The organism is Pseudohalocynthiibacter aestuariivivens (genome assembly GCF_018457175.1).
In the GTDB taxonomy this organism is placed as follows: Bacteria; Pseudomonadota; Alphaproteobacteria; order Rhodobacterales; family Rhodobacteraceae; genus Pseudohalocynthiibacter; species Pseudohalocynthiibacter aestuariivivens.
This window is the reverse complement of the sequence record NZ_JAGFNU010000006.1, coordinates 36430-51562: the sequence shown is the minus strand read 5'-3', so window position 1 is coordinate 51562 and position 15133 is coordinate 36430. Positions and strand designations below refer to the sequence as shown.

Here is a 15133-nt window from a genome sequence, read left to right as displayed (position 1 = left end):
TTTTTAGAAAATCCTTGATCTCCGCGCAAAGCAAACGTCGCTTAATAACAAACTCAAAGAGGAGCGTTCTTAACGCTCCTCTTTCTTTTGATGACCAATCACGAAGTCTGTAAATCTAGTCTTCGCGCGCCGGAGCACCACCTAAGAAAACGTTGCCATTCTTGTAGTCACAGGGCGCTTCCTGCATCTCAAGGTGCAGGCCGGTTCCAGTGAACGGATTGGCCCGTGCAAGGCCTTCGTCAAATTCAATGCCGAGCCCAGGGGCAGTGGGCGCGATTATAAATCCGTCTTCCCAGGTTATGGAGTGTTTGATCAGCGGCAGGTGGAAATCACCGCCCGTGCCAATGGTTTCCGCAAGCAGCAGGTTTGGTATGTTCGCGGCAAGCTGAATATTGGCTGCCCATTCCACGGGTCCCGCATATAAATGCGGTGCTATTTGGGCGTTGTAGACTTCGGCCATTGCGGCAATCTTTTTGGTTTCCAAAATACCGCCGGATCGTCCAAGGGCGGGCTGCAGGATTGTCGCCGCACCCGAGCGCAGGACTGTTGCGAATTCAGCCTTTGTGGTCAGCCGTTCACCGGTTGCAATCGGGGTGGATGTCGCGCGGGCGACCTTGGCCATCTCATTTACATTATCCGGCGGAATCGGTTCCTCAAACCAGAGTGGGGAATAAGGCTCTATCGCCTTGCCAAGTCGTATGGCACCACCGGTTGAGAATTGCCCGTGTGTGCCGAATAGTAAATCTGCCTTGTCTCCAACCGCCTCGCGTATCGCTTTGCAAAAGGCGACCGACTGGCTGATATCGCTCATCGCGGGCATATGGCCACCACGCGCAGTATAGGGGCCTGCCGGGTCGAATTTCACCGCAGTAAAGCCCAAGTCTACCATTGCAGCAGCGCATTCTGCGGCCATGTCAGGCGATGTCCAGAACTCGCTAAGCGAATGGTGTTCCATCGGGTAGAGATAGGTGTAAGAGCGGATGCGTTCATTCATCAGTCCACCCATCAGCGCATAAACAGGGCGATCATGCGCCTTGCCAAGAATATCCCAACACGCGATTTCAAGACCAGAGAATGCACCGATCACCGTAAGGTCAGGCCGCTGCGTGAAGCCCGAGGAATAGGCGCGGCGGAACATGAGCTCTATGTTTTCGGGGTTTTCACCTTGCATGTGCCGTTCAAAGACATCCGTTATGACGGCATCCATGGCTTTGGGGCCAACCGATGTGGCATAGCATTCTCCATACCCAACGATGCCGTTGTCGGTCGTGAGTTTCACGAATGTCCAGTAGCGCCCACCCCATCCGGGCGGTGGCGGGGCAACGGTGAATATTTCAAGGTCTCGCAGTTTCATTTGAACATCACCACATTACGGCGTGCCGCACCTGTTTTGGTATCGGCTATCGCCTCGTTTATCTGATCCAGCGACCAGCGACCTGAAATCAGTTCGTCCAGTTTCAGACGGCCTTGCTGGTAGAGGTCGATCAACCATGGGATATCGCGGCGCAAGACAACGTCGCCCATCTTTGTTCCAATCATGCTTTGCCCAAGAGCGGCGATGACAACCGGCTCATAGGATGCATTTGCTCCAGAGTGTGGCATGCCAACCATCACCATCTTGCCTTTGCGGGAAAGATAACGCGGCGCACTTTCATAGGCTGGAATCGCGCCAACCGTCACGAAAACAGCATCGGCCATATGCCCTCCCGTCAATTCGGAAATCTGTTCCCAGGGTTTCTCGGAGCTTGCCAAAATCCCGTGGGTCGCGCCAAATTCCATTGCGACGTCCAGCTTTTCCTCAAGCATGTCGATGGCGATTATCTTTGCGGCACCGGCGATGCGTGCGCCCTGAATAGCGTTAAGGCCAACGCCACCCGCGCCGATTACGACAGCGGTCTGGCCGGGACGCAATTCGGCAGAATTCACCACCGCGCCAACACCGGTAATCACGCCGCAAGACAGGAGCGAAGCAACATCCATCGCCATATTCTCGGGGATCGGAACAATCTGGCTGGGGTGCACGACAACCTTTTCAGCAAATGCGCCACAGGCCATTGCCTGCTCGACCGGGCTGCCGTCGGGCAGTGTGATCGGCCCATGCATCGGAGTCGGCGATTCACAGGAAACCGGAGAGCCACCTGAACAAGGTGCACAGGCACCGCAAGAGCGGATCAGTGTTACAAGAACCGGGTCGCCAACCGCATAGCCTTGAACCCCTTGGCCTAGGGCCGAAATCCGGCCAGCCGCCTCGTGTCCATAGACTGCAGGAAGGGTTCCGCCCCAGCCACCGTCGATAAACGCAATATCAGAGTGGCAGATTGCGCAGGCTTCCAGCGTGACTTCGACTTCACCCATCTCGGGCGCGCGTAGTATCACGTCTTCGATGGAAAGGGGATGGCCGAAGGTATGTGCCACGGCGGCGCGGATTTGGGACATGGGCAAAGCTCCTGTTGTGTTCACAGTAGGGTGCGAAGTTCAGCGCTGGGCTGCAAGGGGGCACGCGACAAAAACATGTCGCAAACAGAGATTATGGTGTTGAGGTTGCAACGCTACGGCGTGATGTCGCGAGAAAAACGAACGCGCAAAGTCCCATAAGCACCATCGAAAGCAAAAATGGTGCCCCGGGCAAATAGATCGGCGCCGCCGGGTTGCTGAAATAACTGAAGGTGGAGGTCATAATCAACGGCGACAGGATTGTGCCAATTGCGGCAACACTGGCCAGCACTCCCTGAAGTTCACCCTGCTGATCATCGCCCGCAATGCGTGAAATGATTCCTTGCATTGCAGGCCCAGCTATTGCGCCGAGTGCTGTCAGCGGTGTCAGTGCAAGAACCACCCAGCCATTTGTAATTGTGCCAATCGCAAGACAGGCGATCATGTTGAACAAAAAGCCTATAATCACAGTTCGACTTTCGCCCAAACGCGGAATGATCAGGCGTATCAGCCCACCCTGTACGATTGCGATGGAAACACCGAATGCAGCCAGAGAATAGCCGACCATCACCGGTTCCCAGCCAAAGCGTTCTTGTGTGAAATAGCTCCAGATTGCCGGATAAACGAAGAACGCAATCTGATAGAGGAAATACACCACAAGAAGACCTTTTAAGCCCGGCAAGTTCCCAATGTTTTTGAAGGCGCCAAACGGGTTCGCGCGTCGCCACATAAACGGGCGGCGGATGCGGTCAGTTACGGTTTCGGGCAGCACAAAATAGCCAAAGGCGAAGTTTAACCCCGCCAGCGCCGCAGCGGCGACAAAGGGCGCACGTGGCCCAAAGGTCGACAGCAAACCGCCAAACATCGGGCCAATCACAAAGCCAACGCCAAAAGCCGCGCTCATCAGCCCAAAATTCTGAGCCTTCTTTTCAGGGGCTGATATGTCCGCAACAAAGGCAGACGCGGTAGATTGCGTGGCGGCAGTGATGCCACCAATGATGCGTCCGACAAACAGCAGCCAGATCGTGCCTGCAATCGCCATGACCGCGTAATCCAGCGCCATGACAGCGAGTGAAATAAGTAAAACAGGACGGCGGCCAAACCTGTCGGACAAGCTGCCAACGACAGGCGAGAACAGGAATTGCATCACGGCGAAACTGGTCGCCAGCACGCCGCCCCATATAGCGGCAGACGCAAGATCACCACCCTGCACATCAATGATGAGATCCGGCATCACGGGCATGATCAGCCCAATACCCATGGAATCGATCATCAGCGTGATCAGGATAAACAACATGGGCAGGCGGTTGGACATGGTTTGCTCCGCGCGCGGCCCGGATGTCCGCACGTGCCGATGTAGATAGTGAACTACGCGGTTTAGTTAAAGAGCTTTAGCAGATTTCGCAAAGTCTCGTGCCTCCGCCGGGGCCTGTCCAAGCTGGGCAATGTGGGAAAACATTGTGCCAAAGTCAACGTCCGGCCACCGTTTCGATGCGAGCTTGCGTAAGGGTTCTCTTTGATCAAGCATTTGTTGGCAAAGCTCCTTTACAGCAGCCTGAGCATCTGGACGGGAAAGGCCGGGCACCAGCGCGAAAGACAACGCTTCGGCATAGATCAGGCCGGTGCCATCGTCGATATGGGCCGCCATTGCCGCATTGTTCGGGCTTAGGGTGTTCGCTAGTTCCGTCGCTGCCGATAGGGCGCGCGCAGTCGCCATGCACATCTGCGGCAGGCTCATCCATTCGCACATCCATGCCGCGCCGTCACGTTGTTGACGGTGCTTTGTGGCGGATTGCATGACATTGTTAAGGGCCGAGGTCTGTCCAGCCAAAGCAACCAGAAGCGAAGGCAAGACCGGATTTGATTTTTGCGGCATAGTCGAAGAACCGCCGCCCGAGGACAGTGATACCTCGTTGATCCCTGATTGTGTCATCAGCAAAATGTCTTCGCCGAAATTTCCAAGGCTGCCGGTAACAAGTGTCAGCCAGCCTGCAAGTTCTGCAAGACTATCGCGTGTCGAATGCCACGACCTTGCCGGATCATTCAGAGACAAGGCTTCTGCCAGGGCCGCGCGTATTTTAGGGCCGTCGTCACCCATTGCAGACAATGTTCCCGCCGCCCCGGAAAGAGAGACGTTCAGAAGGCGTGGGCGCAATACTGCCAGTCGATCAAGATGATTGATAAACGGGGTTCCCCAGCTCGCAACGACTGCGCCAAAACTTGTGACAGTGGCGGTCTGACCCCATGTCCGCGCCGCCATTGGCAAAGTTGCGTGCTCCTCAGCCAGTGAACCGAGGGTTTTGACGAGCGCTTTTATCCGTGTCTCGTAAATTGACAAAACCTGTCGAAGACGCAGCACAAGCCCGGTGTCTATTATGTCTTGCGATGTTGCGCCCCAATGCAGGTATTGTGCGTGTTCCGGTGCCTCCATTGCCTTGCGGAATGCAGCGACGAGGGCAGGGACGACGACAGCGTTTTTACCGGTTTCTGCTGACAGCCCACCGGGGTCGATCTGTATCTCAAGACCAGCACGGTGAATGGCGGCAGCACTGATTTCAGGGATCATGCCAAGCTTGCCCTGCACCTTGGCAAGCGTGCCCTCGACCAGCATCATTGCCCGGACTTCTGCACTGTCAGTGAACAGCTTTCCTACCTCTGCGTCGTAAAACAAGTCACGGGTAATTGCGCTGTCAAAGGGTGTTGTTGCCATTTATGTGGCTCTCAAACCAAGAATTTTCCGCGCTTCCTGCCACGTTGCGACGGGGCGCTCATATTTTTCGCATAGGTCTACGGCGCGTTCCACAAGCGCTGCGTTTGACGGTGCAAGGTGATCGCGGTCAAGACGCATGTTGTCTTCTAATCCCGTGCGCGTGTGCCCACCGGCGGCTATCGACCATTCGTTGACCATGATTTGCCCCGGGCCAACACCAGCGCCACACCAAAGCGCATCAGGTGCGAGCCGGTTCAACGTTTTGATATAGAAATCAAAGATTTCCTTATCCACGGGCATAGCGTTCTTTACACCCATCACAAATTGAACGTAGAGCGGCCCGTTCAAACGGCCATCGGCCTGCATGCGTGTGGCCTGTACGATGTGCGAAAGATCAAAAGCCTCGATCTCGGGCTTCACATCATAGGTTTTCATTTCGGACGCGAGCCAATTCACAAGATCGGGTGGATTCTCATAAACACGAGTTGGGAAGTTGTTGGAGCCGACGGAAAGTGATGCCATATCTGGCCGCAACGGCAGCATGCCACCACGTTCGTTCCCGGCACCTGAGCGGCCACCTGTCGAAAGCTGGATGATCATACCGGGGCAGTGTTTTTCCAGACCTTCCTTGAGGCGGGCAAATTTTTCCGGGTCGGACGTTGGCGTTTCATCGTCGTTGCGCACGTGGCAATGGGCGATACTGGCCCCGGCCTCAAACGCGGCGTGGGTTGATTCAATCTGCTCAGAGATGGTGACCGGCACCGCCGGATTGTTAGCCTTTTTCGGCACAGATCCGGTGATGGCGACGCAAATGATACAAGGATTTTTCATGAGACCTATATATCCAGAAAAACGGTCTCGGCGTCACCCTGTAAGTGTATGTCGAAACGATAGATATCATCATTTTGTCGTGTTGCGATCAAAGTATCGCGACGATGAGCCTGTTCGATAAGGCCCAGAATCGGGTCTGCGGAATTGTCGCTGTCATCAAAGTACATGCGTGTACTTAGCCCGACATTGATGCCACGCGCCACGATCCAAAGATTCAGATGCGGTGCTTGTGTGGTTCCGTTTCGACCCGGTGTTGCGCCGGGCTTTACAGTATCAAAACCCCAGAGTCCGGTTCCGAAATTGGTGATCACCCGCCCCCAGCCACGAAAGCCGTCTTCAACCGCGCGGCCATCTTCGGGATGGGCATAGACCCCTTCTGCATTGGCCTGCCAGACCTCAAGCATAACATCTTTTACGGGTGCACCGGTTCCGTCATAGACATAACCTTCTACGCGAATACGTTCACCTTTTGCGTTTGGTCCTGCGATGTCCCAGCCAAGTTCCTGATCAAAAATCTCAAACCCTGCTGCGCCGGGGGCCAGTCCTATATGAACGTAAGGCCCTGCGGTTTGTGATGGGGTTTCCTTGAGGTAGTTAAGTTTCTGTACCATCAGTTCCCCTCCAGCCGGTTTTCAAACAGGGTAGAGCGCCGCCCGCGCAGCACAATATCAAACTTGTAAGCGATTGAATCCAGAGGGATGGTGGCGTTCATATCAAGAGCGGCGATCAGTTGATCTACAGCTTCGGGGTCAGGGATAGATTGCACAATAGGGCATTTCGCAATGAGCGGATCGCCCTCAAAATACAACTGTGTAATTAGTCGTTGCGCAAAGCCAGACCCAAAGATTGAAACGTGTATGTGCGCAGGTCGCCAACTGTTGATCCAATTGCGCCAGGGATATGCGCCGGGTTTTACCGTGCGAAAAAAGTAATACCCGTCCGCATCAGTCATCGTCCGCCCGCAACCACCGAAATTCGGGTCAATTGGGGCAAGATAGGTATCTTTCTTATGCCGGTAACGCCCGCCTGCGTTCGCCTGCCAAATCTCGACGAGCGTATGGGGAACGGGCCTTGCGTTTTCGTCGATCACGCGGCCATGCAGGATGATCCGCTCGCCAATCGGCTCGCCCCCATGTGTGAAATTGTTCAGCAGGTCATTGTCAATTTCCGCAATATCATTGTGGCTGAAAACCGGGCCTGTCACCTCTCCCAAAGCATTTTCAAGCGACAGCAAGGGCATGCGTGGCGAGCGCGACAATGACGTTTTATAGTCAGGAGCGAACGCTGGCGGATGCCACTGCCGGTCTCGCTGGTAGTATTCAGTGGGTGATCTGTTGGTCATAGTGTAACCCCCATTTCGTGATAGGTGTCGCGTGCGATTCTCAGCGCGTGGTTGGCCGCAGGAACCCCGGCGTAGATCGCGACGTGTAGCATGGCCTCGCGTACATCTTCGGGGCTGGCGCCGGTGTTTTCGGTGGCACGAATATGCATTGCAAATTCTTCCCAATGCCCAAGAGCCGCTAACAAAGTCAGCGTCAGCATTGAACGTTCGCGCGGCGTGATCGTGTCGCGCGCCCAGACAGTACCCCATGCCCCTTCGGTGATAAGCTCTTGAAAGGGCGTGTCAAAAGCGGTTTTAGCGGCCTCTGCACGGTCGACATGTGCATCGCCTAGAATTTCGCGGCGGGTTTTCATGCCGTCGTTGTATCGGTCAGACATGGCCGACCTCCTCCAGAAAAGCGGTCAGAACCTCTGCGTATTCATTTGGGTTTTCAACGCAGGGAAGGTGGCCCGCACCCCGGACCAGATGAAAGCGTGACCCCCTGATCAGATCAGCGGTTTCGCGCACCAGATCTGGCGGGGTAGACCCATCTTCGGAACCAGCAATCGCGAGCGTCGGCAACGTAAGCCGTGCCGTGCTGTCAAACAAATCTGTCTCGGAAATCGCGGCAGAGCAACCTGCATATCCGGCTGCCGGCGTCCGGCAGAGCATGTTGCGCCAGCCATCAAGCTCTGCAGCATTTTCCCGATGAAAGCGTTTGGAAAACCAGCGTTCAAGAATAGGTTGCTCGAGTGCCGCAACACCCCCTTTGCGAACCGTTTCGATACGGCCTTTCCAAATCTCGGGTGTGCCGATTTTTGCGGCTGTATTGGAAATGACCATGGCGCGAACAAGGTCCAGCCTTTCAGCCGCCAATCCTTGTGCAATCATTCCACCAATTGAAAGGCCAACAAAGACACAGCCTTTGACACCCAGCATATCAAGCAGACGCGCCGCGTCCTGAACCAGATCACCCATGAAATAGTCGCCCGCCGGGCAGGTCGTCAGCCCGTGGCCGCGTTTATCATAGCGTATTAATCGTAGTCCCGGCGGAAGCAGTGGAATGATTTGGTCCCATAGGCGAAAATCAGTCCCAAGTGAGTTTGCAAAAACAACAGGTGCGCCATTCCGGTCGCCTTCGTCCACATAGTGGACGTTGATATCGTTCAGTTGAGCCATCAACATCAGTACGGCAATCCTACATAATTTTGTGCGAGCAATTTCTGCGCTGTATCGCTTTCTTCCAATGCTTCAAGGTCGGCGTTTTGCATCTTCAGGTCAAACGGGCTTTGTTCCGGAAAGCGATGCAACAAATTCGTCATCCACCAGCTAAATCTTTCCGCTTTCCAAATACGCGCAAGCGCCTTTTCTGAATACCGTTCAATGCCTTCCATATCCTTGTCATGATAGGCGTGGATCAATGCATGATAAAGGTAGTGCACATCGGATGCCGCTGTATTAAGCCCCTTCGCCCCGGTTGGCGGAACAATATGGGCCGCATCACCGCACAGGAACAGCCGCCCCCACCGCATGGGCTCTGTTACGAAGCTACGCAATGGGGCAATGGATTTTTCGATTGAGGGTCCGGTGATCAGGGCCTCCGCTGTTTCCGCTGGAATGCGCCGCTTTAACTCTTCCCAGAATTGCGTATCTGACCAATCTTCTGGCCTGTCAGAAAGGGAACACTGCACGTAATATCGGCTGAGGTTTTCATTTCGCATGGAACACAGGGCAAAACCTCGGTCTGAATTTGCATAGATTAACTCATCATCCACCGGCGGCGTTTCTGAAAGCACGCCGAGCCAGCCAAAGGGATAGAGCTTTTCGTATTCTCGCCGGATCGTCAGTGGAATTGTCTGCCGACTGACGCCATGAAACCCATCGCATCCGGCAACGTAATCACATTCCAGCCGATACTCGGTTCCTTTCTGGCTGAACTTTACATAAGGTGCATCGCGATCAGCATCATGGATCACGACGTTTTCGACATTGAAAAAGGTTTCGGCACCCGCCGCTTCGCGGGCGTCATACAGATCGCGGGTCAGCTCAGTCTGGCCATAAATTGTTATCGGCGTATTGGTATGCTTTTTAAAATCAACACGAAATTGCCTGTCACCGTATGCGAAAATTGCACCGTCGTGTTGCTGCCCTTCTGCGGCCATCCGGGTGCCTACACCCGCTTCTTCCATCAACTGCACAAAACCTGTTTCGAGAACGCCTGCGCGAATGCGACCCAGCACATATTCGCGGGTCCTTCGCTCCAGCACCACTGCGTCTATGTCTTGCTTGTGCAACAACTGGCCAAGCAAAAGACCTGATGGACCACCCCCGATAATGACAACCTGTGTTCGCATAGAGCCCTCCCGGTAGCGGAACTATCGCACCAGCTAATTGTCAGTGTCAATTATTTAGGGATTGGCCTTCGCCGCTTTCTTAGCTGCGCCTTACAGTTTCTAGCTGTCAGTTGGATTGGGAGTTCCATATTTACGTAACGCATCCTGATAGACATCGGCGTCGACATTTCCTCCCGATGCAACGCAAATCACTGCATCACCCTTAATCTCATCCTGATGGAACAACGCAGAAGCAAGGGCGATTGCGCCTCCGGGTTCAAGAATAATTTTCAACCTCAGAAAGGCAAGGGCCATTGTTTTCAGGCATTCTTCATCCGTTGCAACAATTCCGGGGCCGCAAAGTCGCTGCATGATCGGGAAAGTAATCTGGCCGGGCGAAGGAGTTACAATTGCATCGCAAATGGATTGGTTGCCAGAGGCATTTGTTTCAATGTTCCCAGATAGCAGTGACCGGGTCGCATCATCAAAATTTTCAGGCTCTGCAGGACGCGCGCGCAAACCCGGAGCACGCGCTTCGAGTGCCAGCGCGATACCAGAAGTAAGGCCACCACCACCGCAGCAGACAATGACATCTGCCTTGTCAATGCCCTCGTGAGCCGCCTGCTCTGCTATTTCAAGGCCAGTTGTACCCTGGCCTGCGATGACCAAAGGCTCGTCATACGGCTTGATCAAAGTAAGGCCGCGTTCCTTTGATAACGTCTCCCCAATCGCATCGCGGTCTTCGCCGAAACGGTCATAAAGAACAACCTCTGCCCCCAACGCGCGGGTATTGTCGATCTTCAGGTGGGGCGCGTCATACGGCATCACTATGACGGATGGGACGCCATGCATGCGTGCGGCAAGCGCAACGCCTTGTGCATGGTTTCCCGAAGAAAAAGCGATCACACCCTTGGTTCGCACCGCAGGATCAAGCGCAGAAAGGGCTGACCACGCTCCGCGAAATTTGAAGGACCCGGTATGTTGAAGGCATTCAGGTTTCACAAAAACCCGGCGCCCGGCGATTTCATCCAGAAACGGCGAAGACAAAAGTGGGGTGCGCCGCGCGTGACCCTTTAGACGCTTAGCAGCCGCTTCGATCATTGTGATATCTGTCATCGGATTTTATCCAGAAATTGTGAAATGATTTCAAGGCTTTCAGGTTCGTCGAGAAAAGGCACATGCGCGCGGTCGGGGATATTAGCAAACACCATGTCAGGGCGGCGGCGCTGCATTTCAGAGGCCGTTTCCGGTGACAAAAGGTCAGAGTTTTCACCGCGGATCAGTGCCAGCGGCAACCCTTGAAGTGCATCAAAAAATGGCCAGAGGTCTAGGGCAGGCTGCGCGCTTGCAACTTCAACAGCGCGGCGTAGTTTTGCGTCATAGGTGATGCCAAGACCGTGGTCAGTTTCGACATAATGTTTGCGTACTTCATCGTCCCAGCGGGATATGGGAACATCGTGGAAACCGACCATAAACTTGGCCCGGGCAATTGCCGCATCTTCAAACGTTTTTTGCGGAGGGCGACGACCGAGGTAGGTCATAATGTTTCGCAGACCTTCGTGCGCAATCTCTGGGCCGATGTCATTCAGGCAAACGCCAAGCAGCCGGTCCTTAACTGTACCTGCCAGCCCCATCGCAATAAGTCCGCCACGCGAGGTGCCAAGAATGGCTGCCTTTTCAAGGCCCAGATGATCCATCAGTTCCAACACATCCCGTGCCTCTGTTGGAACAGTGTAGGTCGTATAGTCAGCATGCTCCGATGCGCCGCGGCCGCGATAGTCCGGCCTGATCACCCGGATGTTTTTTAAATGCGGAACGACATAATCGAAGTCAGTCGAGTTTCGCGTCAGGCCAGAGAGGCATAGCAAAGGAAGACCCTCGCCTTCATCCTGGAAGGCGAGGGTCAAACCATCAGAAGATGTGTAATGTTTCATATGTTAAAGGCGCTGGGCTAGATCTGGGATCGTTGTAAGATTGCTCAGTATGTTATGCGGGACCCAGGGCAGTCTGTCTACCGGTTCATTTGCGCGATTGGCCCATGCAGTCTGGAAGCCATAACCTGTTGCAGCAGCAGCATCCCAACCATTTGAAGAGACAAACAAAACCTGATCAGGTTTTGTGCCAAACCGTTTGCCGACGAGGTCATAAACGCTGCGGTGAGGCTTGAAGACACCGACAGATTCAACCGACAAAACGTCGTCAAGCACGTCAGACAGGCCGGCGGATTTTACAGCGCCATCCAGCATTGCGGGGGAGCCGTTTGACAGAATCGCGGTTTGCATGCCGTTCTCTTTGAGTGTTGCCAGCATTTTGGGAACTTCGGGGTAAGCCGAAAGCTCCCAGTAAAGCTGCAACAGACGCTCTCTTAATTCGGCATCGCCATCAAGACCCGATGCTTCGAGTGCCCAGTCCAGCCCGTTTTGCGTGACATCCCAGAAATCTGCATGGGCATCAGCAACGGCGCGTAGCCAGGTGTATTGCAGTTGCTTCAACCGCCAGTCATTTGCAACTTTGGGCCAGAGGTCAGCGAACGCTTCGCGCCCCGGCTCTGCCGCTGCTTCACGCGCCGCAGCGGATACGTCAAACAGTGTTCCGTAGGCGTCAAAGACACAAGTTGTGATAGGCATGGTGTTCTCCTTGGTTGCGGCGAGATTGGCATAGCGATTTGGCGAGGAAAAGGGCCATTCACTTAATGGTTATATCCTGTCCCGATCATTGACGGGTCTGTGGCAGCAGAGTGTTAACAATTCGTAAACGAGGTATCGGGCCGCTCATAGAAGCCGGTAATACGTCAGCAATCGTGATCCTGAACCAGACCCATCAAAACCGTTGCAATAAGGCGGGGTCCATACACAATCCACACAGGATAAAGCTGACATCCCTTACTTTTAGCCGAATAACCGCTTTTCAAAGATTGCGGAATTTAATTCTCAGCCCTACCAGTGGTTTCACGACCGTGCTCGTACAGCCTCGTTTCCGGAAATGGAGGCAACCAAGACTCACGATGAACGGTCCAGCTTTCGTAAGTTGGCACGAGTTGGTCCGCAGCATCCAACGATCCCAAGTGCACTTCGATTTCGTCTTCGCTGCGTGCAAAAACTGACGAACCGCAACGTGGACAGAAAAATCTCCCGGCGTAGTTGCGTGTTTCGCCTTCGATTGTAACCGCATCCTGAGGGAACACCGCGGAAGCATAAAAGAGCGCCCCATGATGCTTACGGCAACCTAGGCAGTGACAAAGGCCCACCCGGTATGGGTTTCCCAACGCAGTAAATTGCACGTTGCCACAAAGGCAACTTCCCGTGAACCGATCCATGGGGTGTCTCCTCAAAATCAAACGGTCGGGATATCTACAACGAATTCTGTCAGGCGTCTACGATTTGGTAAGCCCAACAGCGGACATTCCCTGAAAAGCCGGAGACGGTCACCAAGGGCTCAAAGCAGCCCTTGGTGCCTGTGTTACCTACAGGTTTTCAGGCTGTGGCATTCCCAAAACATGGTAGCCGCCATCAACCGTGATAATTTCACCCGTCGTGCAAGCCCCATATTCAGAGGCGAGGTAAACTGCAGTACCTCCGATTGCCTCCAACGTCGCATTGCTGCGCAGCGGGCTGTTCGCTTCTGTCTGGCGAAAGGTTTTGCGCGCGCCGCCTATCGCGGCTCCGGCCAGGGTTTTCATCGGGCCGGGGCTGATCGCGTTTACGCGAATACCTTCTGGTCCCAGGTCATTCGCAAGGTAACGCACAGAACTTTCCAGCGCGGCCTTCGCAACACCCATCACGTTGTAATACGGTGTCACCCGGTTTGAGCCTTGGTAGGTCAGGGTCAGGATTGTGCCGCCATCGCTCATTAGCGGGGCGGCCCGGCGTGCGACTTCGATCAGCGAGTAGCAGGAAATACACAGCGAATTTTTGAAGTTTTCGCGGCTTGTGTTGATGAAACGGCCCGTGAGTTCGTTTTTGTCAGAAAATGCGATTGCGTGGACGACAAAATCCAGGCTGCCCCAACGATCTTTGAGCGTCTGAAATGCCAGATCAAGCGATGCATCATTATTGACATCTGCATCGACCAGTATATCCGAGCCGAGGCTTTCCGCGAGCGGGGCGACCCGTTTTCCAAAAGCCTCACCCTGGTAGGTGAACGCCAGTTCTGCACCTTCGGCGGCCATCGCTTTTGCAATGCCCCAGGCTATAGAACGTTCGTTGGCGACCCCCATGATCAGGCCGCGCTTTCCCTTCATCAACTCAGGCATTTTATTTAATCATCCGTGATATTTGCTCATGATCAAGGTGGCATTTGTGCCGCCAAACCCAAAGCTGTTTGAAAGGACTGTATCAAGATTTACGTCATTCAGGCGCGTTGTCACAATTTCACCTTCATCAAGTGCCGGGTCAAGTTCGGTGATATTGGCAGACGCTGTGATAAAATTGTCTTTCATCATCAGAAGCGAATAGATTGCCTCGTGTACACCGGTTGCGCCCAGACTGTGACCTGTCAGCGATTTTGTAGAACTTATTGGCGGAGTGCTACCCCGGCCAAAGACGCGACGAACGGCTTCTATTTCGGTGACATCGCCTGCTGGCGTCGATGTGCCATGTGCGTTGATATAGTCGATTTTGCGATCGCCGATCGTGGATAGTGCCACTTTCATAGAACGTTCGCCGCCTTCGCCAGATGGTGCGACCATGTCGTAGCCGTCCGACGTCGCGCCATAGCCGGTGACTTCGGCGTATATCTTGGCTCCGCGTGCCAATGCGTGGCTTAGTTCTTCTAACACCAAGACACCGCCGCCGCCGCCTATGACAAAGCCATCGCGGGTCGCATCAAATGGGCGAGAGGCCGTTTCGGGCGTGTCGTTATACTTGCTCGACATCGCACCCATTGCGTCAAACAGGCAGGAAAGGGTCCAGTCGACCTCTTCGCCGCCGCCCGCAAAAACGATGTCCTGTTTGTCCATCTGAATTTGCTCGACCCCATTACCGATGCAATGCGCACTGGTAGAGCAGGCAGATGTTATTGAATAGTTTATACCCTTGATTTTGAAGGGCGTGGCAAGGCAGGCAGAATTGGTAGATGACATGCAGCGGGTCACCATAAAAGGACCCATACGCTTGGGTGCGCCTTTCTCTTTAACTGCTGTGAAAGCCGTAAAGAAGTTCGACGTAGATGGCCCGCCAGAGCCCATTACCAGCCCGGTGCGCGGGTTGGACACTTCATTGTCTTCGAGTCCGGAGTCGGCGATTGCCTGTTCCATCGCAAGATAATTATAGGCAGCACCCGGCCCCATAAAGCGAAGCTGGCGCTTGTCTATGGATTCAACCAGATCGATCTTTGGAATACCGGCAACTTGGCTGCGAAAACCATTCGCGGCATAGTTCTCCTCAAATATAACCCCGGATTTTCCTGCTTGCAGCGAAGCAGTAACCTCTTCGGCATTGTTGCCAATGGGTGAAATGATCCCTATTCCGGTGATAACGACGCGGCGCATGGGTAGTCCTTTCCTTG

16 protein-coding genes are annotated in these 15133 nt (G+C 54.2%); all 16 read right to left on the bottom strand.

What is annotated here, in order from left to right:
• Positions 1–115: 115 nt before the first annotated feature.
• Positions 116–1354, bottom strand: a complete 1239-nt coding sequence (locus tag J4E70_RS10505) for a mandelate racemase/muconate lactonizing enzyme family protein (RefSeq protein ID WP_213889199.1) — start codon at positions 1352–1354, stop codon at positions 116–118.
• Positions 1351–2436, bottom strand: coding sequence for a Zn-dependent alcohol dehydrogenase (locus tag J4E70_RS10500; protein WP_213889197.1), 1086 nt, complete (start codon positions 2434–2436; stop codon positions 1351–1353). The genes J4E70_RS10505 and J4E70_RS10500 overlap by 4 nt, the downstream gene beginning before the upstream one ends.
• 91 nt (positions 2437–2527) lie before the next feature.
• Positions 2528–3781 carry a TCR/Tet family MFS transporter gene (locus tag J4E70_RS10495; protein WP_343229457.1) on the bottom strand — a complete coding sequence of 418 codons (1254 nt, stop codon included), beginning with the start codon at positions 3779–3781 and terminating at the stop codon, positions 2528–2530.
• A gap of 33 nt (positions 3782–3814) precedes the next feature.
• Complete coding sequence (locus J4E70_RS10490; RefSeq protein WP_213889190.1) at positions 3815–5143, bottom strand: lyase family protein; 1329 nt, start codon at positions 5141–5143, stop codon at positions 3815–3817.
• On the bottom strand, positions 5144–5974 hold the full coding sequence (locus tag J4E70_RS10485) for a 3-oxoadipate:acetyl-CoA acetyltransferase (protein ID WP_213889189.1): 831 nt from the start codon (positions 5972–5974) through the stop codon (positions 5144–5146).
• A 5-nt stretch (positions 5975–5979) separates the two neighbouring features.
• Positions 5980–6585 carry a protocatechuate 3,4-dioxygenase subunit alpha gene (pcaG, locus tag J4E70_RS10480; RefSeq protein ID WP_213889187.1) on the bottom strand — a complete coding sequence of 202 codons (606 nt, stop codon included), beginning with the start codon at positions 6583–6585 and terminating at the stop codon, positions 5980–5982.
• Positions 6585–7316 carry a protocatechuate 3,4-dioxygenase subunit beta gene (gene pcaH, locus J4E70_RS10475; protein ID WP_213889186.1) on the bottom strand — a complete coding sequence of 244 codons (732 nt, stop codon included), beginning with the start codon at positions 7314–7316 and terminating at the stop codon, positions 6585–6587. The genes pcaG and pcaH overlap by 1 nt, the downstream gene beginning before the upstream one ends.
• Complete coding sequence (pcaC, locus tag J4E70_RS10470) at positions 7313–7693, bottom strand: 4-carboxymuconolactone decarboxylase (protein ID WP_213889184.1); 381 nt, start codon at positions 7691–7693, stop codon at positions 7313–7315. Before pcaC ends, pcaH begins: the two co-directional genes overlap by 4 nt.
• Positions 7686–8480, bottom strand: coding sequence for a 3-oxoadipate enol-lactonase (pcaD, locus tag J4E70_RS10465; protein WP_213889183.1), 795 nt, complete (start codon positions 8478–8480; stop codon positions 7686–7688). The genes pcaC and pcaD overlap by 8 nt, the downstream gene beginning before the upstream one ends.
• Positions 8480–9649, bottom strand: coding sequence for a 4-hydroxybenzoate 3-monooxygenase (pobA, locus tag J4E70_RS10460; RefSeq protein ID WP_213889182.1), 1170 nt, complete (start codon positions 9647–9649; stop codon positions 8480–8482). Before pobA ends, pcaD begins: the two co-directional genes overlap by 1 nt.
• Positions 9650–9748: 99 nt before the next feature.
• Positions 9749–10744, bottom strand: a complete 996-nt coding sequence (locus tag J4E70_RS10455) for a threonine ammonia-lyase (RefSeq protein ID WP_213889181.1) — start codon at positions 10742–10744, stop codon at positions 9749–9751.
• On the bottom strand, positions 10741–11562 hold the full coding sequence (locus tag J4E70_RS10450; protein ID WP_213889179.1) for an alpha/beta fold hydrolase: 822 nt from the start codon (positions 11560–11562) through the stop codon (positions 10741–10743). The genes J4E70_RS10455 and J4E70_RS10450 overlap by 4 nt, the downstream gene beginning before the upstream one ends.
• 3 nt (positions 11563–11565) lie before the next feature.
• The gene (locus J4E70_RS10445) at positions 11566–12255 is read right to left on the bottom strand and encodes a haloacid dehalogenase type II (protein WP_213889177.1); all 690 of its coding nucleotides are present in this window, start codon (positions 12253–12255) and stop codon (positions 11566–11568) included.
• A 296-nt stretch (positions 12256–12551) separates the two neighbouring features.
• Complete coding sequence (locus J4E70_RS10440; protein ID WP_213889176.1) at positions 12552–12944, bottom strand: GFA family protein; 393 nt, start codon at positions 12942–12944, stop codon at positions 12552–12554.
• 147 nt (positions 12945–13091) lie between these two features.
• Positions 13092–13880 (bottom strand): enoyl-ACP reductase FabI, encoded by a 789-nt coding sequence (locus J4E70_RS10435; RefSeq protein ID WP_213889175.1) that lies wholly within the window; start codon positions 13878–13880, stop codon positions 13092–13094.
• A 9-nt stretch (positions 13881–13889) separates the two neighbouring features.
• Positions 13890–15116, bottom strand: coding sequence for a beta-ketoacyl-ACP synthase I (gene fabB / locus J4E70_RS10430; protein ID WP_213889174.1), 1227 nt, complete (start codon positions 15114–15116; stop codon positions 13890–13892).
• Positions 15117–15133 lie beyond the last annotated feature (17 nt).

What these genes read in the sequence shown, in the direction of transcription:
- J4E70_RS10505 (WP_213889199.1), bottom strand. Translation starts at nt 1,354, where the DNA reads ATGAAACTGCGAGACCTTGAAATATTCACCGTTGCCCCGCCACCGCCC.
- J4E70_RS10500 (WP_213889197.1), bottom strand. Translation starts at nt 2,436, where the DNA reads ATGTCCCAAATCCGCGCCGCCGTGGCACATACCTTCGGCCATCCCCTT.
- J4E70_RS10490 (WP_213889190.1), bottom strand. Translation starts at nt 5,143, where the DNA reads ATGGCAACAACACCCTTTGACAGCGCAATTACCCGTGACTTGTTTTAC.
- J4E70_RS10485 (WP_213889189.1), bottom strand. Translation starts at nt 5,974, where the DNA reads ATGAAAAATCCTTGTATCATTTGCGTCGCCATCACCGGATCTGTGCCG.
- pcaG (WP_213889187.1), bottom strand. Translation starts at nt 6,585, where the DNA reads ATGGTACAGAAACTTAACTACCTCAAGGAAACCCCATCACAAACCGCA.
- pcaH (WP_213889186.1), bottom strand. Translation starts at nt 7,316, where the DNA reads ATGACCAACAGATCACCCACTGAATACTACCAGCGAGACCGGCAGTGG.
- pcaC (WP_213889184.1), bottom strand. Translation starts at nt 7,693, where the DNA reads ATGTCTGACCGATACAACGACGGCATGAAAACCCGCCGCGAAATTCTA.
- pcaD (WP_213889183.1), bottom strand. Translation starts at nt 8,480, where the DNA reads ATGTTGATGGCTCAACTGAACGATATCAACGTCCACTATGTGGACGAA.
- pobA (WP_213889182.1), bottom strand. Translation starts at nt 9,649, where the DNA reads ATGCGAACACAGGTTGTCATTATCGGGGGTGGTCCATCAGGTCTTTTG.
- J4E70_RS10455 (WP_213889181.1), bottom strand. Translation starts at nt 10,744, where the DNA reads ATGACAGATATCACAATGATCGAAGCGGCTGCTAAGCGTCTAAAGGGT.
- J4E70_RS10450 (WP_213889179.1), bottom strand. Translation starts at nt 11,562, where the DNA reads ATGAAACATTACACATCTTCTGATGGTTTGACCCTCGCCTTCCAGGAT.
- J4E70_RS10445 (WP_213889177.1), bottom strand. Translation starts at nt 12,255, where the DNA reads ATGCCTATCACAACTTGTGTCTTTGACGCCTACGGAACACTGTTTGAC.
- J4E70_RS10440 (WP_213889176.1), bottom strand. Translation starts at nt 12,944, where the DNA reads ATGGATCGGTTCACGGGAAGTTGCCTTTGTGGCAACGTGCAATTTACT.
- J4E70_RS10435 (WP_213889175.1), bottom strand. Translation starts at nt 13,880, where the DNA reads ATGCCTGAGTTGATGAAGGGAAAGCGCGGCCTGATCATGGGGGTCGCC.
- fabB (WP_213889174.1), bottom strand. Translation starts at nt 15,116, where the DNA reads ATGCGCCGCGTCGTTATCACCGGAATAGGGATCATTTCACCCATTGGC.